Source organism: Streptomyces sp. NPDC040405 (genome assembly GCF_055595765.1).
This window is the reverse complement of record NZ_JBVIVI010000016.1, coordinates 24,630-51,306: the sequence shown is the minus strand read 5'-3', so window position 1 is coordinate 51,306 and position 26,677 is coordinate 24,630. Positions and strand designations below refer to the sequence as shown.

Here is a 26,677-nt window from a genome sequence, read left to right as displayed (position 1 = left end):
CCTTCCCCCGACCGCCCGCCCCCTTCAGACCCCGCCCCCTCAGACAAACGAGAGTCCGCCGCCATGTACGAGCTGTCCCGGATCCGCCTCTACTCCATCGGGCCCGCCGGTGCGCGCTATGCCGACACCGTGCTGGACCTGCGCGGAGTCGGCGAGCCGGTGCCCAGCCCCGCGCCTGCGCAAGCGGAGTTCTTCGAGGACGAGCCGGTCGGCCCGCCGCGCCGCCCGGCCCCCGCCGGGGTGCTCTTCCTGGAGAACGGCGGCGGCAAGTCCGTCCTCCTGAAGCTGATCTTCTCGGTCATGCTGCCCGGCCACCGGAACACCCTCGGCGGCGCCAGCTCCGGCGTGCTGCGCAAGTTCCTGCTCGCCGACGACTGCGGGCATGTGGCCCTGGAGTGGCAGCACACGGTCACCGGCGAGTCGGTCGTCGTCGGCAAGGTCAGCGAGTGGCGCGGCCGCCAGGTCTCCAACGACCCGCGGAAGTTCGCCGAGGCGTGGTACTCCTTCCGCCCCGGCCCCGGGCTCAGCCTCGACTCGCTGCCGGTCGCCGCGGCCGCGGCGGTCCGCCCCGCCGGGGAGGGCGCCTCCACCGCCCGCGGCCGTCGCCGCACCATGAAGGGGTTCCGGGACGCCCTCACCGAGGCGGGCAAGGCGTATCCGCATCTGGACGTCGCCTGGGTGGAAATCCACGAGCGCTGGAACGAACACCTCGGCGAACTCGGCCTCGACCCCGAACTCTTCCGCTACCAGCGCGAGATGAACGCCGACGAGGGCGAGGCGGCCGGGCTCTTCGCCGTCAAGAACGACTCCGACTTCACCGATCTGCTGCTGCGGGCCGTCACCGACACCCGCGACACCGACGGGCTCGCCGACCTCGTCCACGGCTTCGCGCACAAGCTCGGCCGCCGCGCCGAGCTGACCGCCGAGCGCGACTTCACGGCCGGTTCGCTGGACCTGCTCCAGCGCATCGCCGACGCCGCCGAGCGCCGCGAGCAGGCGCGCGGGGTGCACGCGGGCGCCGAGCGCCGCACCCGTACGCTCGCCCGGCGGCTCTCCGCGCGCGGCGCCGAGGAGCGGGGCCGCGCCGCCGAACTCGCTCAACAGGTCGCAGGCGCCGCGCACGCCGTCACCGAGGCGGACACCGCGCGCGGGCGCAGCGGCCTGGTGGCCGCCGAACTCGCCTACCGCCACGCCTCGCTGGCCCTCGCCGCCGCCGAGAAGGGCGCCGCCGCCCAGCGCCGCGAGCTCAACGACGCCCGCACCCTGCACTCCGCCTGGCAGGCCGCCGAGACGGTGCTCCGCCACCGCGCCGCCGCCGACCGCTCCGCGCGCGTGGCCGCCGCCATCCGTGAGGCCGAGCGGGACGCGGCCCCCGCGCTCGCCGCCCGCGCCAAGGCCGCCGCCGACCTCGTACGCGCCCTCCACGCGGCGGCGTCGGACGGCGAACGGCACGCGGGCGAGGAGGAGGAGCGCTCCGCCGCCCTCCAGGAGACCGGCGAGGCCGCCCACCGCGACGCCACCGCCGCCGCCACCGCCGCGCAGCGCGCCCGCAGCGACGCCGAGCATCTGCGGCAGCGGCTCGCCGAGGTCGAGCAGGAGACCGCCGAGGCCGTGCGCGCCGGATGGCTCGACGACTCCGCCCCCGACGCCGACCCGGCCCGGGCCGCGCTCGCCGCCAGCGACGCCGAGAAGACGACCGCCGCGGCCTGGGAGGCCGCCCGCGAGACGGCCGGTCGCACCGCCGACCACGCGAAGGCGGCCGCCGCCGAACAGGCCCGCACCGAACTGGCCGCCGCCCGCGCGGCCGACGCGGCGCGGGCCGCGGAGTCGGCGTACGACGCGGAGCGGCGCGCCGCCGAAGCGCTGGGCGCGGAGCCGCGCCTCATCGAGCTGCTGGGCCTCCCCCACCCCGCCCCCGCGATCCCCGCCGCCCGCCGCCCCGCCCGCCCCTCGGCGGCCGAGCCGTCCCGCACGGGCTGGATCACGGTCCGGGTGGACGACGACCCGGACGCGGACGACATGCTGGGCCTGTCCCAGCTCCCCGCCGCCTTCCGCGCGGACCCGGCGACCCGTACGCCCGACGAGTGCGCGGCGGACCCCGACTGCGAGGCGCGGCCCGACGCCGACCACGCCTACGCCCCCGACGAACCCCGCGGCACCCGCGGCCCACGAGCCGACGAAGAGGAGCGCCCGGACCCCTCCGGCGGCACCCACGCGGCGGACTCCCCCCGCCCGGCCCGGGTAACGGCCCGCGTCGAGCCCCCGGCCCCCGCCGAGCGCGGCGGAACGGCCGCCGCGAACGCCGCGGCTGGCGGGGATGGTGCGCATGCCGCCGGGACCACTTCGGCGGGCCAGGGCGCGGCCCGCGCCGGGGATGAGCGCTCGGGTTCGCCCGCGGCGGGCGAGGACGGCGCCCCGCGCGCCGCCTCCGGTAGCGGTGACGCCGTGGCGGACGGCCTCGGTGCCCGCACCGGCCGCACGTCGGCCACCGAGGGCGCGGACGAGCGCGGTGGAATGGCGGCTGGTGCCATTGCGGCGGTTGCCGGTTCGGCCGCTGCGAGCGCCGCGGCGGGCGGGGACGGTGCGCTTGCCGCCGAGACGGCTCCGGCGGGCCAGGGCGCGGCCCGCGCCGGGGATGAGCGCTCGGGTTCGCCCGCGGCGGGCGAGGACGGCGCCCCGCGCGCCGCCTCCGGTAGCGGTGAGGCCGTGGCGGACGGCCTCGGTGCCCGCACCGGCCGTACGTCGGCCACCGAGGGCGCGGACGAGCACCGCGCAGCCGCCGCGGGTGTGTACGCGGCCGATTCGACGCCCCCGGGGCAGGTGTCGGCGCGGATCGGCGACGACGGCGAGGGCGGCCGGGGCTCCGCCGACGCGGACGGCGGTACGGCGGCCGTGCCCGAGCAGCCCGCTGCGGACGGGACCGGGGACGGTGACGTCGCGCCCGGGGCCGAGCAGGCGCCGGATTCCGGGCAGCGGCAGCCCGCCGACGGCACGCCCGACGCCCCGTCCGACGACGGGCAGGACTGCTGGGACCCCGAGGTCGGCGAGGACGACCCGGCCCACGTCCCCGGCGACGGGGGCCGGGGCGACGATCCGCGTGACGGCGGCGGCTTCGCGCCGCGGCAGCGGGCCGTTGCCGACGGGCCGTTGACCGCCGAGGAGCTGGACCGGAACGCGGACGCGTTGCGGGAGCTGCTGGAGGAGAGCGTGGCCTCCGCCGAGCGGCAGCTGTTCGACCTGCGGACCGCCGCCGCCGACGACTCGCGCATCCTCGCGGCGCTCGGCGACGGCGGGCTGCTGCCGCCCAGCCCCGACGTGCTGGCCGCCGTCGAGTACCTGGGCGAGCACGGCATCCCCGCCCTGCCCGGCTGGCGCTACCTGGCCCAGGCCGTCGACCCCGTCGACCACGCCGCCGTGCTCGCGGCCCGCCCCGAGCTGGTGGACGGCGTCGTCATCACCGACCCCGACACCCACGCCCGGGCCCGCGCGGTGCTGGGGCAGGCGTCGCTGCTGCCGCGTTCGGCCGTCGCGGTCGGGACGGCCGCCGCGCTGCTCGCGCCGACGCCCGCGCCCGACGCGGGCGAGGAGAGCGGGGTGTTCCTCGTACCGCCGAACCCGGCCATGCACGACGAGCGCGCCGCGGACGACGAGCGGCGGGGGCTGCGGGACCGGGCCACCGCGCGGGACGAGGAGATCCGGTCGCTGGCCGCCCGGCTGTCCGGGGACCGTTCGCTGGCGGCCCGGCTGTCGTCGTGGCGCGGCGGCTGCCCGGCCGGGCGGCTCGCCGAGCTGGCGGCCGCGGGCGAAGGCGCCGCGGAGGCGGCCGAGGCGGCGCAGCAGGAGCTGGCGGAGGCGCGCACGGCCCGGGCCGAGGCGGACGAGGCGGCCACCGAGGCGGCCCGGGTGCGGGACGAGCGGCAGGAGGCCGCGCAGCGGGCCCGCCGGGTGGCGGACGCGCTGGCGGGGCTGGCGTACCGGCTGCGCGAGCGGGCCAACTGGCAGACCCGGCTGCGCGAACTGGCCGAGGAGGCGGCCGAGGCCGAGGAGCAGGCCGCCGCCTGCGTGGACCGGGCGCGCGCCGCCGACGAGGACCGGCGCGCGGCCCAGCGCGCGGCCGACGACGCGCACCGCACCGCGCGCGCCCTGCGCGCCGAGCGGGCGGAGATCGCGGGGGCGCCCGACGACCTGGGCGAGGACACCGAGCCGCCGACCGCGTCGCTGCCCGCGCTCCGGGAGGCGTACCGGGCGGCCTCCCAGGTGTACGAGAAGGTCGGCGTCGGCGCCGACCTGCGAGCCGAACAGGCCCGCGCGGAGAGCGACGAGAGCGCGGCGCTCGCCACCCTCGACCGGCTCACCAACAAGGTCCGCACCCGGGCCGCCCAGCTGCTGGAGGGCACCGACGGCGCGGACGGCCCGTCCCGGCAGGCCGCGGCGGCCCGCGCCGAATCGCTGGTCCAGATGCTGGAGACCCGCGCGTCGGCGGCGAGCGAACAGCTCGGCCGGTTGCGCGGCGAGGCCGAGCGGCTGGCGCCCGCCGACGGCGACGCCCACACCGCGCTGCCGGAGGAGACGGTTCCGGCCGACGCGGAGCAGGCGAAGGAGCTGCTGCGCACGGCCAACTCCGAACTGGCCGCCCGGACGGACGCGCTGGACACCGCCCGCACCGCCCACGCCGACCTGCTGCGCTCCCACCGCTCCGCGGAGGACGCGGCGGGCGGCTTCGATGAGACCGCCGCCCTGCTGCGGGACCTGCTCCGCGACGGCCACGGCGCCGAGGACGACGGCGAGCGCCCCGACCCGTACGCGGGCGGCCTGGACGAGGCCCGGCAGGCGGCCACCGAGGCCCGCCGCTCGCTGCGCGGCTGCGCGGCCGATCTGTCGGGCGCCGAGTCCTCGGTCCGGGAGGCGAGCGACGTCCTCGTACGGCACGCCAACTCCACCCGCTACGAGCAGGTCCGCACCCCCGCCCGCCAGCAGATCCGCGAACTGCCCGCGGCCGCGCTGCCCGAGCACGCCGCGGCCTGGGCCGACGCGTTCGCGCCCCGGCTGCGGGTGCTGACCGACGAGCTGGAGCAGCTGGAGCGCAACCGCGGCTCCATCGTGGACCGGCTGCGCGGCCTGGTCGAGTCCTGCCTGGCCACGCTCCGCTCGGCGCAGCGGCTCTCCCGGCTTCCGGAGGGGCTGGGCGAATGGTCGGGGCAGGAGTTCCTGCGGATCCGCTTCGACGACCCGGACCAGGCGACGCTGACCGAGCGGCTGGGCGAGGTCATCGACGAGGCGACCCGCTCGGCGGTGAAGAAGAACTCCGACCTGCGCCGGGACGGCATGTCCCTGCTGCTGCGCGGTGTCTCGGCGGCGCTCCAGCCGCGCGGGGTGTCCGTGGAGATCCTCAAGCCGGACGCGGTGCTGCGTGCGGAGCGGGTGCCGGTGGGACAGATGGGCGATGTCTTCTCCGGTGGCCAGCTGCTGACCGCCGCCATCGCCCTGTACTGCACGATGGCCGCGCTGCGCAGCAACGACCGGGGCCGCGACAAGCACCGCCACGCGGGCACGCTCTTCCTCGACAACCCGATCGGCCGCGCCAACGCGACGTATCTGCTGGAGCTGCAGCGGGCGGTCGCGGACGCGCTGGGCGTCCAGCTGCTGTACACGACGGGCCTGTTCGACACGACGGCGCTGGCCGAGTTCCCGCTCGTGATCCGGCTGCGGAACGACGCGGACCTGCGGGCCGGGCTCAAGTACATCAGCGTCGAGGAGCATCTGCGGCCGGGCCTGCCGGCGCAGGACCCGGAGGGGGAGCAGGTGCACGGCCAGATCACGGCGACGAGGATGTACAAGCGCCCGGAAGGGGACACGGGCGCGCCCGCCGGGGGACCGGCGGACGGCGCGTGAACGCGGTGGGCTGCTACGCGACGGGCTACTAGTTGGTCACCGTCAAGGTGGTGGTCCCGGTGGACGCCGCATAGCCGACGCTGCCGTTGTAGTTGGCGGTGACGGTGTAGATGCCCTTGGGCATGGGGTTGAACGTTCCGCTGGCCGTGCCGTTCACCAGCGGCACGGTCTGCGGGGTGCGTCCGGGGACGGAGAGGGTGACGGTGCCGGTGGGCGTGCCCGTGCCGGGGAGCACGGTGGACACGGTCGCGGTGACCGTCACCGGATCATTCACCCTCGCCGGGTTCGGGGAGGCGACCACGGCGGTCGCCGTGGGCGCCTTGTTGACGGTCTGAGTGGTGGTGCCGCTGGACGTCGCGAAACTGTCGTTGCCGTCGTACGTGGCCGTGACCGTGAACGGGCTGCCGGTGGTCGTCGTGTAGGTGTGGGTGACGAAGGCGAGGCCCAGGACGAGGGCCACGGTGCTGGTGCTGGTGCCGTCGCCGAAGGAGAAAGTGACCGTACCGCCCGGGACGCCGGACGCGGACGACACGACGGCCCTGATCGTCACCGCCTGACCGACCACCGAGGTGCCGGTGATCGACGTCACCGTCGTGGTGGTCGCGGTCTTGTTGACCGTCTGGGTGTCGGTGCCGCTGGAGGTGGCGTAGTTGGTGTCGCCGTTGTAGGTGGCCGTGATGGAGAACGGGCTGCCGGTCCTGGTCGTGTAGGTGTGGGTGACGGTGGCGATGCCGCCGGAGAGGGTGGCGGTGGCGGCGGTCGTGCCGTCGCCGAAGGTGAAGGTGACGGTCCCGGTCGGGGCTCCCGCCCCCGGCGCGACCGAGGCCACCGTCGCCGTGAGGGTCACCGACTGCCCGGCCGCCGAGGGGTCGGGTGCGGAGCTCACGGCGGTGGTGGTGGCGGCCTTGTTGACGGTGTGGGTGTCGGTGCCGCTGGAGGTGGTGAAGTTGGTGTCGCCGTTGTAGGTGGCCGTGACCGTGTACGGGCTGCCGGTCACGGTGGCGTAGGCGTGGCTGACGGTGGCGATGCCGCCGGAGAGGGGGGCGGTGGCGGCGGTCGTGCCGTCGCCGAAGGTGAAGGTGACGGTCCCCGTCGCGGTCCCCGCCCCCGGACCCACCGGGGAGACCGTGGCGGTGATCGTCGCCGACTGCCCGACCACCGAGGGGTCGGGTGAGGTGGCCACGGCGGTGGCGGTGGCGGCCTTGTTGACGGTCTGGGTGTCGGTGCCGCTCGATGCCGTGAAGTTGGCGTCGCCGTTGTAGGTGGCGGTGATGGGATACGGGCTGCCGGACGTACCGCTGAACACATGGGTGACGGTGGCGACCCCGCCGGACAGCGTGCCGGAGGCCGAACCCGTGCCGTCGCCGAAGGAGAAGGTGACGGTGCCGGTCGGGGTCCCGGCCCCGGGCGCCGTCGCCGTGACGGTGGCGGTGAAGGTCGCCGACTGCCCGACCACCGAGGGGTCGGGTGAGGTGGTCACGGCGGTGGTGGTGGAGGCTTTGTTGACGGTCTGGGTGTCGGTGCCGCTCGATGCCGTGAAGTTGGCGTCCCCGTTGTAGGTGGCGGTGACGGGGTACGGGGTGCCGGAGGTGGTGGCGTAGGCGTGGCTGACGCTCGCGACGCCGCCGGACAGGGGGGCGGTGGCGGCGGCCGTGCCGTCGCCGAAGGTGAAGGTGACGGTCCCGGTCGGGGCTCCCGCCCCCGGCGCGACGGAGGCCACCGTCGCCGTGATCGTCACCGACTGGCCGGTCACCGAGGGGTCGGGCGAGGTGGCCACGGCGGTGGTGGTGGAGGCTTTGTTGACGGTCTGGGTGTCGGTGCCGCTGGACGTCGTGTAGTTGGCGTCCCCGTTGTAGGTGCCCGTGATGGTGAATGGGCTGCCCGAGGCCCCGCCGTAGGCGTGGGTGACCGTCGCCTGCCCGTTGCTGACGGGGGCGGTGACGGTGGGGGTGCCGTCGCCGAAGGCGAAGGTCACGGTGCCGGTCGGGGTTCCGGCCCCGGGCGCGGCGGAGGCCACCGCGGCGGTGATGGTGGTGGGCTGGCCGACCACCGTGGGGTCGGGCGAGGAGGTGACGGCGGTGGTGGTCGAGGACGGGGCGACGGTCTGGGTGTCGCTGCCGCTGGACGACGCGAAGCTGGTGTCCCCGCCGTAGCTCGCCGCCACCGGGTACGGGCCCCCGGCAGTGGCGTACGTGTGGCTGATCCGGGCCACGCCACCGGAGACCGGTGCCGACGCGACCGGGGTGCCGTCGCCGAAGTCGAACGTCACGGTCCCGCCGGGCACCCCGGCGCCCGGCGCGGCCGGTGTCACGGTCGCGGTGAAGTTCACCGGCTGGCCGACCACCGACGGGTCCGGGGCGGAGGTCACCGTCGTGGTGGTCGACGCCGGGTTGACCGTCTGGGTGTCGGCGCCCGACGAGGTGCTGAAGTTGATGTCCCCGCTGTAGTCGGCGGTGACGGTGTAGGGGCTGCCCGCCGCGCTCGCGTACGGGTGGGTGGCGGTCGCCACGCCGCCGGAGAGCGGTGCGGTGAGCGGCGCCGTGCCGTCGCCGAAGTTGAACGTGACGGTGCCGGTGGGCACTCCGGCGCCGGGCGGGGTCGGCGCGACGGTGGCGGTGAAGGTCACCGCCTGACCGGTCACCGAGGGGTCCGGGGAGGAGAGGGCCGTGGTCGTGGTGGTGGCGGCCCCGGCCGACACCGTGTGGGTGTCGGCGGCGGTGGTGGGGGCGAAGTCGGCGTCCCCGCTGTAGTCGGCCGTGGCCGTGTACGGGCTGCCGGAGCTGTCCGCGTAGGCGTGGGTGGTGGTCGCCACGCCGCCGGACACCGGCGCCGTGACCGTGGGGCTGCCGTCGCCGAAGGCGAAGGCCACGGTCCCGGTGGGGGAGCCCGCGCCCGGAGCCGCGGCCGAGACCCGGGCGGTGAAGGTGACCACTTGCCCGGCCACCGACGGGTCCGGGGAGGACCCCAGGGTCATGGTGGTCGCGGCCGGGTCGACGGTCTGGGTGTCGGTGCCGGTGGAGGCGGTGAAGTCCAGGTCCCCGCTGTAGTCGGCGGTGACGGTGTAGGGGCTGCCCGACGTACCGGTCCAGGCGTGGGTGACGGTGGCGATGCCGCCCGAAACGGGGGCGTTGACGGTGGGGGTGCCGTCGCCGAAGTCGAGGGTGACGGTGCCGGTGGGGGTTCCGGCGCCGGGTGCCGCGGCCGTGACGGTGGCGGTGACGGTGACCGGCTGGCCCGACACCGAGGGGTCGGGTGAGGTGGTCACGGCGGTGGTGGTCGCGGCCGGGTCGACGGTCTGGATGTCGGTGCCGGTGGAGGCGGTGAATCCGTCGTCCCCGCTGTAGTCGGCGATGATGGTGTACGGGCTGCCCGAGGTGCCGGTCCAGGTGTGCACGGCGGTCGCGGTGCCGCCCGCCAAAGGCGCGGTGACGGTGGGGGTGCCGTCGCCGAAGTCGAGGGTGACGGTGCCGGTGGGGGTTCCGGCGCCGGGTGCCGCGGCCGTGACGGTGGTGGTGATCGTGACCGGCTGGCCGACTACCGAGGGGTCGGGCGAGGAGCTGACCACCGTCGCCGCCGAGGCGGGCTGCACGGTGTGGGACTCGGTGTCCACGGAGCCGATGAAGTCGGCATCGCCGCCGTAGGTCGCGCTGGCCGTCACGGGCCCGCCCGCCGCGCTCGTATAGGCGTGCGCGGTCGTCGCCGTGCCGTCCGTCACGGGGACATCGACCGTGGGGGTGCCGTCGCCGAAGTCGAACGTCACCGTCCCGGTCGGTGACCCGTCCCCCGGGGCGTCCGGCGCCACGCGGGCGATGAACGTCACCGACTGGCCCGTCACCGACGGCTCCGGCACCACGTCGAGAGTGGTGGTGGTCGCCGCCCGGCCCACGGTCTGCGGGTTCGTTCCCGTGGAGCCGGTGAAGTCCACTTCGCCGTTGTAGGTGCCGGTGACGGTGTACGGGCTTCCCGCGGTGCTCTCCCACACATGGGTGACGGTGGCGGCGCCGCCCGTCACGGGGGCGTCGACTGTGGGGGTGCCGTCGCCGAAGTCGAAGGTGATCGTGCCCGCCGGGCTCCCGGCGCCCGGCGCGACTGGCACCACCGTGGCGGTGACGGTCACCGGCTGGCCCACCACCGAGGGATCGGGCGAGGTGGCCACCGCGGTGTTGGTCGACGCCGGGTTGACGTAGTGGGTGTCCGCCCCGGCGGACGCGGCGAAGGAGGCATCACCGCCGTAGCCGACCGTGAGGGTGAAGGGGACTCCCTCGGTGTCGGTCCAGACGTGGGTGGTCGTCGCCTCGCCGTCCGTGAGGGGCACCGTGACCGGCGCCGTGCCGTCGCCGAAGTCGAGGGTGACGGTGCCGGTGGGGGTTCCGGCGCCGGGTGCCGCCGCCGAGACGGTGGCGACGACGTCCACCGGCTCGCCCACCACGGAGGGGTCCGGATCGGTGATCAGGGCCGTCGCGGACGGGGACTGGGCGACGGTCTGGGTGGTGCTGCCGGTGGAACCGGTGAAGTTGACATCGCCGCCGTAGGTGACCGTGACGGGGTACGGACTGCCCGACGTACCGGCGTAGGCGTGGCCGGTGGTCGCCACCCCGGCGACGACGGGCACCACGGCCGGGGTCGTGCCGTCGCCGAAGTCGAAGGTCACCGTGCCCGTCGGGGTGCCGCTGCCCGGCGCCTGCGGGGTCATGGTCGCGGTGAACGTGACCGTCTGGCCGGAGACGGACGGGTTCGGCGCGGAGGCCACGGTGGTGACCGTCGTGGCCTGCGTGATCGTCTGGGACTCGGTGTCCACCGAAGTGGTGAAGTCGTCGCTGCCGTTGTAGGCGGCGACGATCGAGAAGGGACTGCCGACGGCGCTGGTGTAGGTGTGTGTGACGACGACGGCGCCACCGGCCAGGGGCACCGCGGTCGGCGTGGTGCCGTCGCCGAAGTCGACGGTCACGGTGCCGGTCGGGGTTCCGGCGCCGGGTGCCACCGCCGTGACCGTGGCGTTCACGGTCACCGGCTCGCCCACCACCGAGGGGTCCGGCGAGCCGGTCAGCGTCATGGTGGTGCCGCTGGGGAGCACGGTCTGGGCGTCCGTGGCGTCGGACGCGGTGAAGTCGGCGTCACCGCTGAACGCGGCCGAGATCGGGTACGGGCTGCCGCTCGTGCCGTTGTACGCGTGCGTGACCGTCGCCAGACCGCCCACGGTGTCGACGGTGACGGTCGGGGTGCCGTCGCCGAAGTCGAAGGTGACGGTGCCGATGGGAGTGCCCGTCGCCGGGAGAGCGGTCGATACCGCGGCCGAGACGGTCACCGGCTGGCCGACGGTGGAGGGGTCCGGCGACGAGGAGACCGTGGTGGTGGTGTCCGCCGGGTTCACGGTCTGGGTGTCGGTGTCGGTGGAGCCGCTGAAGCTCCCGTCCCCGTTGTAGGTCGCGATCAGGGTGTACGGGCTGCCCGCGGTGTGGAGGTAGGCGTGGACGGCGGTCGCGACTCCCCCGGCGAGGGGCGCCTGGATCGGGTCGGTGCCGTCGCCGAAGTCGAGGGTGACGGTGCCGGTCGGGGTGCCGGTGCCGCCCGGCGCCGGGGCGACGGTCGTGGTGACGGTGACCGGTTCCCCCGTCATGGAGGGGTCCGGGCCAGTGCTGACCGTCGTCGCCGACGGGGCCAGGGTGACCGTCTGGGTGTCGATTCCGGCGGAGCCCGCGAAGTTGGCGTCGCCGTTGTAGATCGCGGTGATCGGGTAACCGGCGCTGGCGGCCGTATAGGTGTGGCCGACCGATGCCGAGCCGCCCGTGAGCGGAACGGTGGCGGTGGCGGTGCCGTCCCCGAACCTGAACGTCACCGTGCCGGTCGGGGTGCCCGAGGCGGGCGGGACGGCCACGACGGTCGCGGAGAGCGTGACCGCCTCGCCCACGACCGACGGGTCCGGTGTGGAGGTCACCGTCGTCGCCGTGGTCGAGACGCTCGCGTCGACTTCCTGGGCGGTGGTCCCGGTGGAGGTGGTGAAGTCGCCGTCACCGCCGTAGGTGGCGGTGACCGTGTACGGGCTGCCCGCCGTACTGGTGTAGGCGTGCGTGGCCTGGGCCCGGCCGCCGGAGACCGGCGCGGTGACGGTCGCGGACCCGTCGCCGAAGTCGAACGTGACCGTGCCGGTCGGGTCACCCGCGCCGGGGGCGACCGGCGACACCCGCGCGAACATCGTCACGGTCTGGCCCACCGCCGACGGATTCGCCGACGGCGTCACCCGGGTGACGGTCGAGGCCGGGGCGACCGTGTGGCTGATGGTGTCCTCGGAGGGCGCGAAGTCCGCGTCGCCGCTGTACGCGGCGGTGATGGTGTACGGGCTGCCTGCCGCGCTGGTGTAGGCGTGGGTGACCGTCGCCGTGCCCCCCACGAGCTGGACGGTGACGACCGGGGTGCCGTCGCCGAAGTCGATGGTGGCCGACCCGGTCGGCACGCCGGACGCGGACGCCTCCGGAGTCACGGTGACCGTCACCGTCGCGCCGGTCACGGACGGCTCGGGCACGGCGGTGACCGTGGTCGTGGTCGTGGCCTGCTCGACGCTCTGGATGGCGGTGCCGGTGGACGCCAGGAAGTCTGTGTCGCCGCTGTAGGTGGCGGTGACCGGGTACGGGGTCAGCGACGCGTGGACGTAGGCGTGGTCGACGCCGGCGGTGCCGCCGGACAGCGGCTGGGTGACGGTCGCGGTGCCGTCGCCGAAGTCGAAGGTGACCGTGCCGGTGGGGGTGCCCGCGGCGGGCGGCACCGCGTCGACGGTCGCCGTGAACGTGACGGTCTGGCCGGTCACCGAGGGCGACGGTGAGGACGTCACCGTCGTCGCCGACACGGCCGGGACGATCGTGCCGGAGCCGGTGCCGGTCGAGGGGTTGAAGTTCCCGTCCCCGTTGTAGGTGGCGGTGATGGTGAGCGGGCTCTCCGCCACGCCCGGGCTGGTGTGGTGGGTCATCGCCGTACCGCCCACGACGGGAGCCGTGATGTCCGGGCTGCCGTCGCTGAACGCGAACGTCACGGTGCCCGTCGCCGCACCGGCCGCCGGGGCCACGGGAACCACCTGCGCCACCAGCGTCGTCGACTGCCCCACGGTGGTGGGGTCGGGCGTGGCGGTGACGGAGGTGGTGGTGTCGGCGGAGGTGACGGTCTGGGTGTCGGTGCCGGAGGACGCGGTGTAGGAGGCATCGTCGTTGTAGGTCGCGGTGACGGTGTAGCCGTCGGCGTCCGAGTAGGCGTGGGTGGTGCTCGCGCTGCCCCCGGTGAGCGGCGCGGTGACGGGCGGGGTGGTGTCGCCGAAGTCGAAGGTGACGGTGCCGGTGGGGGTGCCCGCGCCGGGCGGCACGGCGGCGACGGTGGCGGTGAAGGTGACCTCCTGGCCCACCGTGGACGGGTCGGGCGCGGTGGTGACGGAGGTGGTGGTGTCGGCGGGCTGGACGGTCTGGGTGTCGGTGCCGACAGACGTGATGTAGGAGGCATCGCCGTGGTAGGTGACCGTGACGGGGTAGTCGTCGGCGGCGGTGTACGTGTGCGTGGTGTCCGCCGTGCCGCCGGTGAGCGGGACCGTGGTGGTCGCGGACCCGTCGCCGAAGTCGAAGGTGACGGTGCCGGTGGGGGTGCCTGCGCCGGGCGGCACGGCGGCGACGGTGGCGGTGAGGGTGACCTCCTGGCCCACCGTGGACGGGTCGGGCGCGGAGACCACGGCGGTCGTCGTCGGGGCTTGGCCCACCGACTGGCTGTCCGTCTCCGAGGAGGACGCGAAGTTCGCGTCCCCGCTGTAGGCCGCGGTGACCGGGTACGGGCTGCCCGCGGCGCCGGTGTACGTGTGCGTGGCGGCGGCGGTGCCGCCGGTGAGGGGGACCGTGACGGTCGCGGACCCGTCGCCGAAGTCGAAGGTGACGGTGCCGGTCGGGCTGCCCGCGCCGGGCTGCACGACCGAGACCGTCGCCGTGGCGGTCGTCTGCTGCCCGACGACCGACGGGTTCGGCGTGAGGTCCACGGAGGTGGTGGTCGCGGCCTGCTCGACGGTCTGGGTGTCGGTGCCGACGGACCCGGTGAAGTCGGTGTCGCCGCTGTACGTGGCGGTGACCGTGTACGGGCTTCCCACGACGTCCGTGTACGTGTGGGCCACGCTCGCGGTGCCGCTCGACAGCGGCAGGGTCACCGGGGGAATGCCGTCGCCGAAGTCGAACGTCACCGTGCCGGTCGGCGTACCGGCCCCCGGCGCCACGGGCGCGACCTGGGCGACGATGGTGACCGGCTGCCCGGGCTGGGACGGGTCGGGCGAGGCGGTCACCGCCGTGGTGGTCGCCGCCTGGCCCACGGTCTGGGTGTCCGTCCCGCCGGAGGGCATGAAGAGGGTGTCGCCGCCGTACGACGCGGTGACGGCGTACGGGGTGACCGACGGGTCGGCGTAGGCGTGGGTCACCGTGGCGGTGCCGTTCTCCAGCTGGGCCACCACCACCGGGGTGCCGTCGCCGAAGTCGAAGGTGACCGTGCCGGTCGGGGTGCCCACCGTGGGCGGGTCCCCCACCACGGTGGCGGTGAAGGTGACCTCTTCGCCGACCACGGAGGGGTCGGGCGCCGAGGTGACCGTCGTCTCCGTGGGCGCCTGGTAACCGAAGGCCCCCGGGACCGTCACGCTGCCCCCGGGCGTGGTGACCGTGAGGTCGGCGGGCCCGGCCGTGCCCGGCGGCGTCACCACGACGAGCAGGGTGTCGGAGAACGCGCGGAAGGACGCCGCGGGGACGCCGCCGACCGTGACGGCGGTGGTGCGGGTGAGCGCCGTGCCGGTCACCAGGACGGTGGTGCCGCCCGCGATCGTGCCGGTCCCGGGGGAGAGACCGGTGACCGTGGGCACGGACACATAGGTGTAGAGCAGCCGGTTGCTGACCCCGCCGGTCGTGGTGACGTAGACCGGGACGGTCCCCGGCCCCGCGGCCGGGGGAGCGGCCACGAGGAGCTGCTCGTCGGAGACGGTGGTGGGGTGTGCGGTGGCGCTGCCGAAGTTCACCAGCAGCGCGGTGTAGAGGTCGTCGCCGTTGATGTCGACGATGTTGCCCCCGCCGATCGGACCGGCGGCGGGCACGATGCCTTGCAGGGTGGGCCAGCGGAGATAGAAGAAGTAGCCGATGCGGGCGGTGCCCCCGGGCGTGGTGACGGTGACGGGAACCGCCCCGTTTCCGGCGGGGGCCACGGCCATGATGGTGGCGTCGTCGAGGACGGTGAAGCTCGCCGCCGGGCGGGGACCGAAGCGCACGTCCGTGGCACCGGTGAAGTGGTGGCCGATGAGGGTCACCACGGTGCCGCCGGAGTAGGGGCCCTGGTCGGGGAAGACTCCCGAGAACGGGTTGACCAGGTCGAACTCGCCGAAGGACACGGCCGAGAGCACACCCGTGGGGACCGTCAGACGGCCGGAGAGGCCCGATGCGAGGAGCGGGGCGGTCCTCCCGGCCAGATGGACGACGGTGCGGGAGGCCGGGTCGATGACCGCGACACGGTTGCCGTGGCGGTCGGTGAGGACGATGAGCCCATCCGGGCGATGCGGAATCAGCATGACGGCGCGCCTTCCACTCCTCCGGAAAGGATGGGCGGCCCGCCGGAAACTGACGGACTCAGTAACCCATTCCGGTGAGGCGCAAGGCAACGCCGCGCACACCGCATCACCCGAACGGCGGAGCGCTCAGAGGCTCGTTCAGACCTTGGCGGCCGCCGAGGCGCCGCTGTCGGCGTCCGCGCCACCCACCGCCGCGTGCTCGGCCAGCACGCCCGTACGGTGGCGCTGGACGAACCAGTAGTAGGCGAAGCCGCCGAGCGCGACCGTCCCCACGAAGAGGAACGCGCCCCAGCGCAGATACCAGTGGTGCGGGGGAGCCGCGTTGTAGACCGCGTCGCGCGGCCAGGCGAGATTGAGGGTCATGCCCGCGCCCCACAGCACCGCGAGCACATTGACCGGCAGCCCGAACCGCCCGAGCGAGAACCGCCCCTCACCCGCCGGAGTCCACCGGCCCCGCACCCTGGCCACCAGCATCGGCAGGGTGACCAGCAGATACGCCACGTAGATCATGATGATCCCGATGCTCGTCACCACCGAGAAGATCTGCGGCTGACGGATGTTGACGGCCAGCACGGCCAGGGCGAGCAGGCCGACGATCACCGCGGGCAGCACCGGGGTCTGGAAGCGCGGGCTCACCCGGGCCATCAGCGACGCGGCGGGCAGATTGTTGTCCCGGGACATCGCGAACGCCAGCCGCACGGCCGCCGTGTGCACCGCCAGCGCGCACACCGTCACCGCGATCAGTACGCACCACAGCATCGCCTTGCCGCCCGTCGGCCCGAGCACGTCCAGCACCACGTACTGCAGACCGTCCGTGGACAGCCCCTTGCCGGTCAGGCTGCCGACGCTCATCAGCGCCAGCAGCAGGATCAGCCCGCCCAGCACGAAAGAGGCGATGAGGGCGCGCAGGATCGCCCGGGGCGCGTTGCGCGAGGGGTCGAGGGACTCCTCGCCGAGGGACGCCGCCGTGTCGAAGCCGTACATGACGTACGCGGACGCCAGCGAGGCGGTGAGGAACGCGCCCAGATAGCCGAGGTTCTGCCCGGAACCGGTGTGCGCGGTGTCCGTGACGACGCCCGGACCGCGCACCACATGGACGGCGAGCAGGACGATGAGCACGACCGTGGCGACGAGTTCGAGGAAGACCCCGGCCGTGTTGATCCGGGCCATCAGCTTGACCCCGAAGGCGTTGACCAGCGTGGTGAAGAGGATGAGCACCGCGGCCAGCAGCACCGCGTTGGTCGCCGTGTCGTACGTACCGGAGCCGTCCCCGACGAACTGGAACGCCGAGGATATCTGCGGCAGCGTGAGCTGATAGGCGAGGGCGACGGCGGCCAGCGACACGATGGAGGCGACCAGCATCATCCACCCGGCCAGCCAGCCCACATGCGCGTTGCCCAGCCGCTTCGACCAGTTGTAGACGGATCCGGCGACCGGATGGCGGGCGGCCAGCTCGGCGAAGCACAGCGCCACCATGAGCTGTCCGGCGAAGACCATGGGCCAGGACCACCAGTAGGCGGGTCCGCCCTGGGCGAAGCCGAAGTAGAAGAGCTGGAAGGTGCCGGTGAGGATGGAGATGTAGCTGATCCCGGCGGCGAAGGTATGGAAGCTGCCGAGGGTTCTCTTCAGCTCGGGGCGGTAGCCGAACTCGGTGAGTTCGGCGTCATCCTGTGCAGCGGACACGGTGACTCCAATGTCGGGCGAGCCCGCCCAGCGCGGGTCAGCCGAACCAACCCTGCGGCCTGGGGCGGGTGTTGCGCCAGATGTGCTTCGCCTGGCGATACTCGGCGAGCCCGCTCGGCCCCAGTTCCCGCCCCGTCCCGGACTGCTTGAACCCGCCCCACTCCGCCTGCGGCAGCGACGGATGGTGGTAGTCGTTGATCCATACGGTGCCCAGCCGCAGCCGGGAGGCGACCCGCCGCGCCCGCTCCTCGTCGCCGGACCACACCGCCCCCGCGAGCCCGTACACCGTGTCGTTGGCCAGCCGCACCGCCTCGTCCTCATCGGAGAAACGCTCCACGGTGAGCACCGGACCGAAGGACTCGTCCGCCAGGACCGACATCCCGCTGCGGCACGAGTCGAGGACCGTCGGCAGATAGTAGAAGCCGTCCGCCAGCGCCGGATCCTTCGGCCGGGCGCCGCCGCAGCGCAGCCGGGCGCCCTCCGCGAGCCCGGTGGCCACGTACGCCTCGACCTTGGCCCGGTGCGCGGCCGAGATCAGCGGACCGGTCTGGGCCCGCTCGTCGAACGGCCCGCCCAGCCGTATCCCCCGGGTGCGGCGCACCACCTCCTCCACGAACGCGTCGTGCACCGGGTCCTGCACCAGCAGCCGGGCACCGGCCGAGCAGACCTGCCCGGAGTGATGGAAGACGGCGACGAGCGCGTAGTCGACGGCCGTTTCGAAGTCCGCGTCCGTGAACACGATGTTGGGGTTCTTGCCGCCCAGTTCCAGAAAGGTCCGCTTGACCGTGCCGGAGGCCGCGGCCATGACGCGGCGCCCGGTCCGCAGACCCCCGGTGAACGACACCAGATCCACATCGGGGCTGTCGGTGAGCGGGGCGCCCACCCAGGCGCCCGGCCCCAGCACCAGATTGGCCACCCCCTCAGGGAGCCCCGCCTCGTCCAGCAGCCGCATCAGCGCGATGGCCGTGGACGGGGTCAGCTCGCTGGGTTTGAGGACGAAGGTGTTGCCCGCGGCGAGCGCGGGCGCCACCTTCCACGCGGACTGCAGCAGGGGATAGTTCCACGGGGTGATCAGCGCGCAGACCCCGACCGGCTCGTGGACGACACGGCTGACGGCGTCCTCGGTGCCGGTGTCCACGATCCGGTCCGCCTCGGCGCGCACCAGCTGCCCGTAGTAGCGGAAGCACGCGACCACGTCGTCGACGTCCCGCTCGCTCTCCACCAGCCGCTTCCCGGTGTCCAGTGATTCCGCGCGGGCCAGCTCCGCCTTGTCGCGGGCCAGCAGACCGGCCACCCGCAGCAGCAGATCGGCGCGGTCGGCGACCGGGGTGCGCGGCCACGGGCCGTGGTCGAACGCCTGCCGGGCGGCGGCCACCGCCTCGGCCGCGTCCTTGCCGCCGCCCTCGTCCACGACCGCCACCAGCGAGCCGTCGGCCGGGCACCGGATCTCCCGGGTGATTTCGTCGATCGCCTCGGTCCACCGGCCACCTATGAAGAGATCACTCATGGGCATTCCTCCGTTTCCGGGGGCGGGACATGGTCGGTCACCCATCGGTGGAACGCGCCGATGTGGTGTTCGCTGGGCACGAGCACCCCGCCGCGGCGGTAGGCGCGCGAGGCCATGGCGGGCTGGGTGCGCTCACAGGCGTCGAAGTCCTGGGTGTTGACCCGGTGGAACAGCTCGACCGACTTCGACAGGTCCCGCTCCGAGGCCACCACCTCCGGCGCGTACAGCCAGTCGCAGGTGACCAGCGTGCGGTCGGCGGCGAGCGGGAACATCCGGTGGACGATCACATGGTCGGGGACCAGGTTGACGAAGACCTGCGGTCGCACGGTGATCGCGTAGTAGCGGCGGTCCTGCTCCTCGGCGATGCCGCTGAACCGGTCGAAGCCCTCGCTGCCGTCCACCGTGAACCCCTGGGCCTCCTCGGCGAACTCGGCGCCGTGCCCCACGAAGTACTGCGCCGCCAGGCCGTCGGCGAACTCCGGCAGCACCTCGGTGAGTTCGGGATGGATCGTGGCGCAGTGGTAGCACTCCATGAAGTTCTCGATGATCAGTTTCCAGTTGGCCCGGATGTCGTACTCGATCCGGCGGCCGAGGGACAGCCCCGCCACGCCGTACCGCTCCACGGCCTCGGTGTCGCCGAGCCGCTCGGCGACCGCCCCGACGACGGTCTCCTCGAACGACGGCGGCTCATCGGCCAGGCACACCCAGGCGTAGCCCAGCCACTCGCGCAGCCGCACCGGCACCAGCCCGCGCTCGGTGCGGTCCACATCGGGCATCCGCTGGAGATTCGGGGCGGCGGTGAGCCGCCCGTCCAGGTCGTACGTCCAGGCGTGGTACGGGCACTGGAGCGAGCGCCGCACCGTGCCCGACTCCTCGGTGCACAGCCGGGCGCCGCGATGGCGGCAGATGTTGAGGAACGCGCGCAGCTCACCGGCGCGGTTGCGGGTGATCAGCACGCTCTCCCGGCCCACCTGCACGGTGCGGAACGCGCCCGGCCGGTCCAGATCGGCGCTGCGCACCGCGCAGAACCACATCGCCTCGAACAGGTGCTCCTGCTCCTGCCGGAAGACCGAAGGGGAGGTGTACCAGGGGCCGGGGAGAGTGGTGATCAGGCTGGGGGACGTGGCGGCGGGGGATTCGGGAGCCACGGTCATGGGGTTCTCCGTAAAAGGACGCGGCGGCGGTCGGCACGGCCGGGGTCGACGAGTTCGTTGCGCGTACGACTGTGGGGATCAGCGGCGGATGCGTTCCATACCCGGGTCGAAGAGGGGTTCGGTGGCGACGGTCGCGGGGATTTTCTCGCCGAAGTACTCGATGTGGACGGCGGTTCCGGGGACGGCCACCTCGGCGGGCAGCCAGGCGTAGGCGACGCTGCGGCCGATGGTGTAGCCGTACGCGGCGCTGGTCACATAGCCCGCGGGGAGCCCGGCCTCGCCGACGGCGTACACCGGCTCCTTGCCCATGACAACCGCGGCCGGGTCGTCCAGGGTGAGACAGGCCAGCCTGCGCCGCGCCGTCTCCTCGCCGCGGCCCTCCAGGGCCGCGCGCCCCAGGAAGTCGCCCTTGTTCATCCGGACGGCGAAGCCGACGCCCGCCTCGTACGGATCGTGCTCGGTGGTCATGTCATGGCCCCAGGCCCGGTAGCCCTTCTCCAGCCGCAGGCTGTTGAAGGCGGAGCGGCCGGCGGCGATCACCCCGTGCCGCTGCCCGGCCTCCCACAGCGTGTCCCACAGCCGCAGGCCCAGGTCGGCGGTGGTGTACAGCTCCCAGCCCAGCTCGCCGACGTAGCTCAGCCGCATCGCGGTCACCGGCACATGGCCGAGATACGTCCGCCTGGCCTTGAAGTAGCCGAACGCCCGGTGCGAGAAGTCGTCCGGGGTCAGTGGCTGGACCAGCTCCCGGGCGAGCGGTCCCCACACCCCGACGCAGCAGGTGCCGGGCGTGATGTCGGCGATGTGCACGTCGTCGGGCGCGTGGCGCAGCAGCCAGTCCAGGTCGAGGCCGCTGTTCGCGCCCACCTGCCAGTGCTGCTCGCCGAGCCGGGCGACGGTCAGATCGCTGCGTACGCCCCCGGCCTCGTCCAGCAGCAGGGTGTAGGTGACCGCGCCCGGCTTCTTCGCGAGCTGATTGGTGGTCATGCGCTGCAGGAAGTCCAGGGAGCCGGGGCCGGTGACCTCCAGCCGCTTGAGCGGGGTCATGTCGTACAGCGCGACCCGCTCCCGGGTCGCCCTGGCCTCGGCGGCGGCGATCGGCGACCAGTAGCGGGCCGACCAGGCGTCCCGCGCGGGCAGTTCGAGCCCCTCGGCGAGCGGGGCGTTGGCCTCGTACCAGTGCGGCCGTTCCCATCCCGCGCCCTCCAGGAAGTACGCCCCCAGCTCCCGCTGGCGTGCGTGGAAGGGGCTGACCCGCAGTGGGCGCGGCCGCTCCACGGGCTGGAGCGGATGGATGACGTCGTAGACCTCGGTGAAGCTCTGCGCGCCGCGCTCGGCGATGTAGGCGGGGGAGGTCTGGGCGTCCTCGAAGCGGTACGGATCGCATTCGTGGACGTCGAGGGACGGCCGTCCGCCGGTCATCCACTCGGCGACGGCCCTGGCGACGCCCGCGGAGTGGGTCACCCACACCGCCTCGGCCAGCCAGAAGCCGCGCACCTCACGGGACTCGCCGACGACCGGCATCCCGTCGGGGGTGAAGGAGAAGACCCCGTTGAACCCCTCCTCGACGCGGCTGCCGCCGAGCGCCGGGATGAGGCCCACGCTCTCCTCCCAGCTGGGCGCGAAGTCCTCCTCGGTGAACGGCAGCGAGGACGGCATCACCGGCGCGTCGTCGAACGCGGGCACCGCGGCCGGGTCGACCGGCATCGGGCGGTGCGCGTAACTGCCGATGCCGATGCGGTCGGTGTGCTCGCGGAAGTACAGATCGCGGTCCTGGAAGCGCAGCAGCGGGCCGCTCGCCTCGGTCCGCGGGTCGTTCACCCCGGCCAGCTCGGGCAGCGGCGCCGTCTTCGCGTACTGGTGGGCGAGCGGCAGCAGGGGTACGCGGACGCCCGCCATCGCACCGATCAGCGGACCCCAGAACCCGGCCGCCGAGACGACGATGTCGGCGGGGAAGGTGCCCCGGTCGGTGACGACCCCGGTGACCCGGCCGCCCTCCTGCTCGATCCCGGTGACGGTGTGCCGGTCCAGGAAGCGGGCGCCGCGCGCGGTGGCCCGCTCCGTCTGGGCGCGGCAGGCGAGCAGCGCGCGGGCCAGCCCGTCGTCCGGGGTGTGGAAGCCGCCGAGGACCTTCTCCGGGTCGAGCAGCGGCCACAGCTCGGCGCACCGGGCCGGGGTGAGCAGTTCGCCCCTGATGCCCCAGGACGCGGCGAGCCCCGCCTTGCGGTGCAGATCGGCCCAGCGCTCCTCGCTGGTGGCGATCTCCAGACCGCCGACCGGGTTGAAGCAGGGCAGCCCGTCGGCCTCCAGCGCGGAGAACTTCTCCACCGTGTAGACGGCGAACTCGGTGAGGGTCTTGGAGGGGCTGGTCCGGAACACCAGCCCGGGCGCGTGCGAGGTCGAGCCGCCGGGGGCGTGCAGCGGGCCCTGCTCCAGGACCGTGACCCCGGTCCAGCCGCGGGCGGTCAGCTCGTCGGCGAGCGAGCAGCCGACGATCCCGGCGCCGACGATGACGACGCGCTGGTGCCGCTCCCCGGCCATCACAGCACGACCACCGAGCGCAGCACCTCGCCGCGCTGCATCTTGGCGAACGCGGGCTCGACCTCGTCCAGCGTGATCGTCTCGCTGACGAACGCGTCCAGATCGAGCTTGCGGCTGAGGTGGAGGTCGACCAGGACCGGGAAGTCCCGGCTGGGCAGACAGTCGCCGTACCAGGACGCCTTGAGCGCGCCGCCCCGCCCGAACACGTCGATCAGCGGCAGGTCGATCCGCATCTCCGGGTCCGGCACCCCGACCTGCACCAGCGTTCCGGCCAGATCGCGCATATAGAAGCCCTGGCGGTAGGTCTCGGGACGGCCCACCGCGTCGATGACGATGTCGGCGCCCAGCCCCCCGGTCAGCTCGCGGACCGCCTCGACCGGGTCCGTACCCCGGGAGTTGACGGTGTCGGTGGCGCCGAAGCGGGTGGCCGCGTCCAGCTTGGCGTCGTCGATGTCCACGGCGATCACCCGGCGCGCCCCGGCCAGCGCGGACGCGGCGATGGCCGCGTTGCCGACCCCGCCGCAGCCGATCACCGCGACGGTGTCGCCGTTGGACACCCCGCCGGTGTGCACGGCCGCGCCGTACCCGGCCATCACCCCGCAGCCGATCAGCCCCGCCGCCTCGGGCCGGGCGGACGGGTCGATCTTCACCGCCTGCCCCGCCGCGACCAGCGTCTTCTCGGCGAACGCACCGATGCCGAGCGCCGGGGTCAGCGCGGTGCCGTCGGTAAGGGTCATGGGCTGGGCGGCATTGCGGCTCTCGAAGCAGTACCAGGGGCGGCCGCGGCGGCACGAGCGGCAGCCGCCGCAGGGCGCGCGCCAGGCCAGCACCACATAGTCGCCGGGGGCCAGCCCCGTGACTCCCGGGCCCACGGCCTCGACGATTCCGGCCGCCTCATGCCCGAGCAGATACGGGTACTCGTCGCCGATCACGCCGTCCCGGTAGTGCAGATCGGTGTGGCACACCCCACACGCCTGAACCCCCACCAGCACCTCGCCGGGTCCGGGATCGGGCACGAGGACCGGCAGCACCTCCACGGGTGCGCCCTTTTTCAGCGCGGCGACGGCGCGGACTTCTTGCGGCATGGCTCACTCCTCTGTTCTCCTGCGCTGGCAGGGACCGGTGCGTGGGAGCTGGCATGAGGCACTTGAAAGAGGTGGGGAAGCCAGCCGGTTCAACGGCCGCTGGTTACCCCCCAGTTGCGTATGACGCGGCGTGTTGCGCGATGAGGGACATCCTGAAAGCCGTGTCCTCGGTGCGTCAAGAGGTGCGCGCAAACCGTCCGTAAAGCTGCGCTGACCGCGGGTTCCCGTCCCGCGCACGACGAAGGGGCCGGATCGGATCCGGCCCCTTCGGGTGGGTGATGGGTGGTGGGTCGTGGCTGGTCAGCCGGGGAATCCCATGCGGCGGGACAGCTCCTCGGCGGTCTTCATGGCGTGCTCGGCGAGATCCAGCAACTGGCTCTGGGCCATCCGGTACACCGGCCCCGAGACGCCGATCGCCCCGATCACCGCGCCGTCGTGGCCGTGCACCGGGGCGGCGACGGCATTCAGCCCGATCTCCAGTTCCTCGCACGAGTAGGCGAAACCGCGCTCGGTGGCGGTCTCCAGCTGTTGCCGCAGCTCCGCCGAGGTGGTGATCGTGTGCTCGGTGAACCGCGGCAGCTTGCGCGTCACCAGCCGCTCCCGGCGCTCGCCGGTCAGGTGGGCCAGCAGCATCTTGCCGCTGGCCGTGGCGTGCAGCGCGGTGCGCCGCCCCAGCCAGTTGTAGGCCGTCACCGCGGCGGCCCCGCGGGCCTGCATGATGTTGACCGCCGCGTCGCCGTCGAGCACCGCGATGTTGGCCGTCTCGCCGGTCTCGTCGGCCAGCGCCCGGCACACCGGAGCGCCCTCCTGCGAGATGTCGAGCCGGATGGCGGCCGCCCCGGCCAGTCTGAGCACCCCGGCGCCCAGGTAGTACTTCCCGCGCTCGCGCTCCTGGTCGACCAGGCCGCGGTTCTCCAGCACACCCAGCAGCCGGAAGGCGGTCGACTTGTGGACTCCCAGTGCATCGGCGATCTCGGTCACCCCGGCCTCGCCGAGTTTGGCGAGGATCTCCAGGACGCTGACTGCCCTGTCCACCGATTGCACTGCCCCGGAGGCCCCCCGCTTGTCCTCGGCCCGGTCCTCGGTCGTGTTCGTCATGGGTCTGATCTCACCATCCGGCGGCTCCGAGTGGGGCCTCTCGACGGGCAACTCTTGACGGCTGCCCTCCTCATCTGGATTCTGTTGCGCATCGCGCATTTCGATGCGCCATCAACAACGCATGGTACCGATCAATGTGAGGGGGGCCAATGATTCCCGTCTGCCGTATCGAAGATCTGCCGGAAGGCGAGTCGGTTCGCATCGAGGCCGGCGACAGCCACGCGGCCATCGCGGTGTTCCACTCCGAGGGCGCGTTCTACGCCATCGACGACACCTGCAGCCACCAGGACGCCTCCCTCTCCGAAGGCTGGCTCGAAGGCTGCTACGTCGAATGCCCGCTGCACGCCGCCCTGTTCGACCTGCGCTCCGGCATGCCCACCTGTCTGCCCGCCCGCAAACCGGTACGGACGCATGCGGTCACGGTGGTGGACGGAATGCTCTATGTCCACCCCTTGGTGCCCGCTGTCCAGGAAGAAGCCGTCGCGTGATGCGGACGGTCACCGTCGTCGGGGCCTCGCTCGCGGGACTGCACGCGGCGCGGGGCCTGCGGGACCAGGGCTACGACGGGCGGCTGGTGATCGTCGGCGAGGAGCGCCACCGCCCGTACGACCGCCCACCGCTCTCCAAGGCCTTTCTGACCGGCGAGGGCGAGCCGGACGGCGGGCTCGGCGCGCTCGCCCTCACCGACCCCGAGGACGAGGCCGAACTCGACGCCGAGTGGATGCTCGGCGTCCGGGCCGACCGGCTGGACCCCGCGGCGGGCGCGGTCGGACTGGCCGACGGCCGCACCCTGCGCACCGACGGCGTCGTCATCGCCACCGGGGCCGCGCCCCGGACGCTGCGCGCCGCCGCCCCGCCGGGGGTGCACACCCTGCGCACCCTCGACGACGCCCGCCGCCTCCGCGCCGAGCTGCGGGCGGGGGCGGCCCGGGTGGTCGTCATCGGGGCCGGATTCATCGGCGCCGAGGTCGCCTCCTCCTGCGCCGCCCTCGGTCTCGATGTCACCGTGGTGGAGGCCGCGCCGCTGCCGCTCGTCCCCCAACTGGGGGAGCGCATGGCGCAGGCGTGCGCCGCTCTGCACGCCGCGCACGGCGTGACCCTGCTGTGCGGCACGGGCGTCGCCGCCCTGCGCGGCACCGATCGCGTCACCGGCGTCGAACTCGCCGACGGCCGGGTGCTGCCCGCCGATGTGGTGGTCGTCGGAGTCGGGGTGCGCCCGGTCACCGGATGGCTGGAAGACTCCGGGCTGGCCCTGGACGACGGGGTGCTGTGCGACGAGGGCTGCGCCACCGCGCTGCCGGGCGTCGTCGCCGTCGGCGACGTGGCCCGCCTGGCCCTGCCGGGGACGGGACGCACCGTACGGGCCGAGCACTGGACCAGCGCCGCGGAACAGGGCGCCGTCGCCGCCCGCAACCTGCTCGCCGGGGCCACGGTCCAGCCCTTCGAGGCGCTGCCCTACTTCTGGTCCGACCAGTACGGCGGGCGCATCCAGTTCGCCGGGCGGCGCGAGCCGGGCGACACCGTCCGGATCGCCGAGGGCGACCCCGAGGAGGCCCCCGGCGGCTTCCTCGCCGTCTACGAACGCGAGGAGATCCCCACCGCCGTCCTTGCCGTCAACCGCCCCAAGCCCTTCACGCGGCTGCGCCGCGAGCTCGCCCGCGCTCCCCGCCTCGCCGCCGCGCGCTGACCGCCTCCTTACGGGCGCGCCGACGCTGCCGGCGCATCTCCCGCGCGCTGCTGCTGGGCCGGGACACCACCCCGTAACGCTGGTTCCACACCTGGCGGGTCACCCAGACGTCCAGCACCCCCCAGGTCGCCACCACCGTGCTCGCCACCGCGGTGAGCACGGCGGGGAAGGCGAACCACGAACCGGCGAACGTGCACAGCACCGCCACCATCGCCAGCACCAGCGTCACGGCCACGATGATGACCGCCCGCACCGCCGACGTACGCACCGGATCGGGCAGCCGCCGCCTGCGGGCGGGCTCCTCGGCCCAGAGCTGCCGGGCATCTTGTGCCGGGATGTCGCGATCCTTGTCCATGGCGTCCATGACGTTCCCACCCCTTTCGGCGCTGCCCCGGTCCGGTCGGTCACACATGGCGGGACTTGGGTCGTATGCACCCCTAGTGTGCCTTGTTGGATCACGAATGGCAGCGATCG

The 26,677-nt window shown here is 73.9% G+C and carries 11 protein-coding genes; 3 read left to right on the top strand and 8 right to left on the bottom strand.

The features are described 5' to 3' along the window. Positions 1–63 precede the first annotated feature (63 nt). Entirely contained in the window at positions 64–5,892 is a 5,829-nt protein-coding gene (locus tag ACZ59A_RS39480) for a hypothetical protein (RefSeq protein ID WP_470969227.1), read from the top strand. Positions 5,893–5,920: 28 nt separating this feature from the next. On the opposite strand, the gene ACZ59A_RS39475 is transcribed toward ACZ59A_RS39480, so the two are convergent. From ACZ59A_RS39475 to ACZ59A_RS39445, 7 genes are all read right to left on the bottom strand, one after another. Continuing rightward, positions 5,921–15,451 (bottom strand): Ig-like domain repeat protein, encoded by a 9,531-nt coding sequence (locus ACZ59A_RS39475; RefSeq protein ID WP_470969224.1) that lies wholly within the window; start codon positions 15,449–15,451, stop codon positions 5,921–5,923. A 138-nt stretch (positions 15,452–15,589) separates the two neighbouring features. Continuing rightward, positions 15,590–17,134: an APC family permease gene (locus ACZ59A_RS39470; RefSeq protein WP_470969222.1), complete on the bottom strand. Its 1,545-nt coding sequence runs from the start codon at positions 17,132–17,134 to the stop codon at positions 15,590–15,592. Between the two features lie 37 nt (positions 17,135–17,171). Then, positions 17,172–18,641, bottom strand: coding sequence for an aldehyde dehydrogenase family protein (locus tag ACZ59A_RS39465; protein ID WP_470969220.1), 1,470 nt, complete (start codon positions 18,639–18,641; stop codon positions 17,172–17,174). Continuing rightward, positions 18,638–19,795 carry an aromatic ring-hydroxylating oxygenase subunit alpha gene (locus ACZ59A_RS39460; RefSeq protein ID WP_470969217.1) on the bottom strand — a complete coding sequence of 386 codons (1,158 nt, stop codon included), beginning with the start codon at positions 19,793–19,795 and terminating at the stop codon, positions 18,638–18,640. The genes ACZ59A_RS39465 and ACZ59A_RS39460 overlap by 4 nt, the downstream gene beginning before the upstream one ends. A 78-nt stretch (positions 19,796–19,873) precedes the next feature. After that, a complete protein-coding gene (locus tag ACZ59A_RS39455) occupies positions 19,874–22,333 on the bottom strand; it encodes a GcvT family protein (RefSeq protein WP_470969215.1) in 2,460 nt (819 codons plus the stop codon). After that, on the bottom strand, positions 22,333–23,418 hold the full coding sequence (locus tag ACZ59A_RS39450) for an S-(hydroxymethyl)mycothiol dehydrogenase (RefSeq protein WP_470969212.1): 1,086 nt from the start codon (positions 23,416–23,418) through the stop codon (positions 22,333–22,335). Before ACZ59A_RS39450 ends, ACZ59A_RS39455 begins: the two co-directional genes overlap by 1 nt. Before the next feature lie 300 nt (positions 23,419–23,718). After that, positions 23,719–24,516: an IclR family transcriptional regulator gene (locus ACZ59A_RS39445; protein WP_470969210.1), complete on the bottom strand. Its 798-nt coding sequence runs from the start codon at positions 24,514–24,516 to the stop codon at positions 23,719–23,721. A gap of 149 nt (positions 24,517–24,665) precedes the next feature. Between ACZ59A_RS39445 and ACZ59A_RS39440 the strand changes: the two genes are divergently transcribed. Further along, positions 24,666–25,004 carry a bifunctional 3-phenylpropionate/cinnamic acid dioxygenase ferredoxin subunit gene (locus ACZ59A_RS39440; protein ID WP_468055964.1) on the top strand — a complete coding sequence of 113 codons (339 nt, stop codon included), beginning with the start codon at positions 24,666–24,668 and terminating at the stop codon, positions 25,002–25,004. Continuing rightward, a complete protein-coding gene (locus ACZ59A_RS39435; protein ID WP_470969208.1) occupies positions 25,004–26,203 on the top strand; it encodes an NAD(P)/FAD-dependent oxidoreductase in 1,200 nt (399 codons plus the stop codon). Before ACZ59A_RS39440 ends, ACZ59A_RS39435 begins: the two co-directional genes overlap by 1 nt. On the opposite strand, the gene ACZ59A_RS39430 is transcribed toward ACZ59A_RS39435, so the two are convergent. Beyond that, positions 26,148–26,615: a hypothetical protein gene (locus ACZ59A_RS39430; RefSeq protein ID WP_470969206.1), complete on the bottom strand. Its 468-nt coding sequence runs from the start codon at positions 26,613–26,615 to the stop codon at positions 26,148–26,150. The two genes, ACZ59A_RS39435 and ACZ59A_RS39430, sit on opposite strands and share 56 nt — an antisense overlap. Positions 26,616–26,677: the final 62 nt, after the last annotated feature.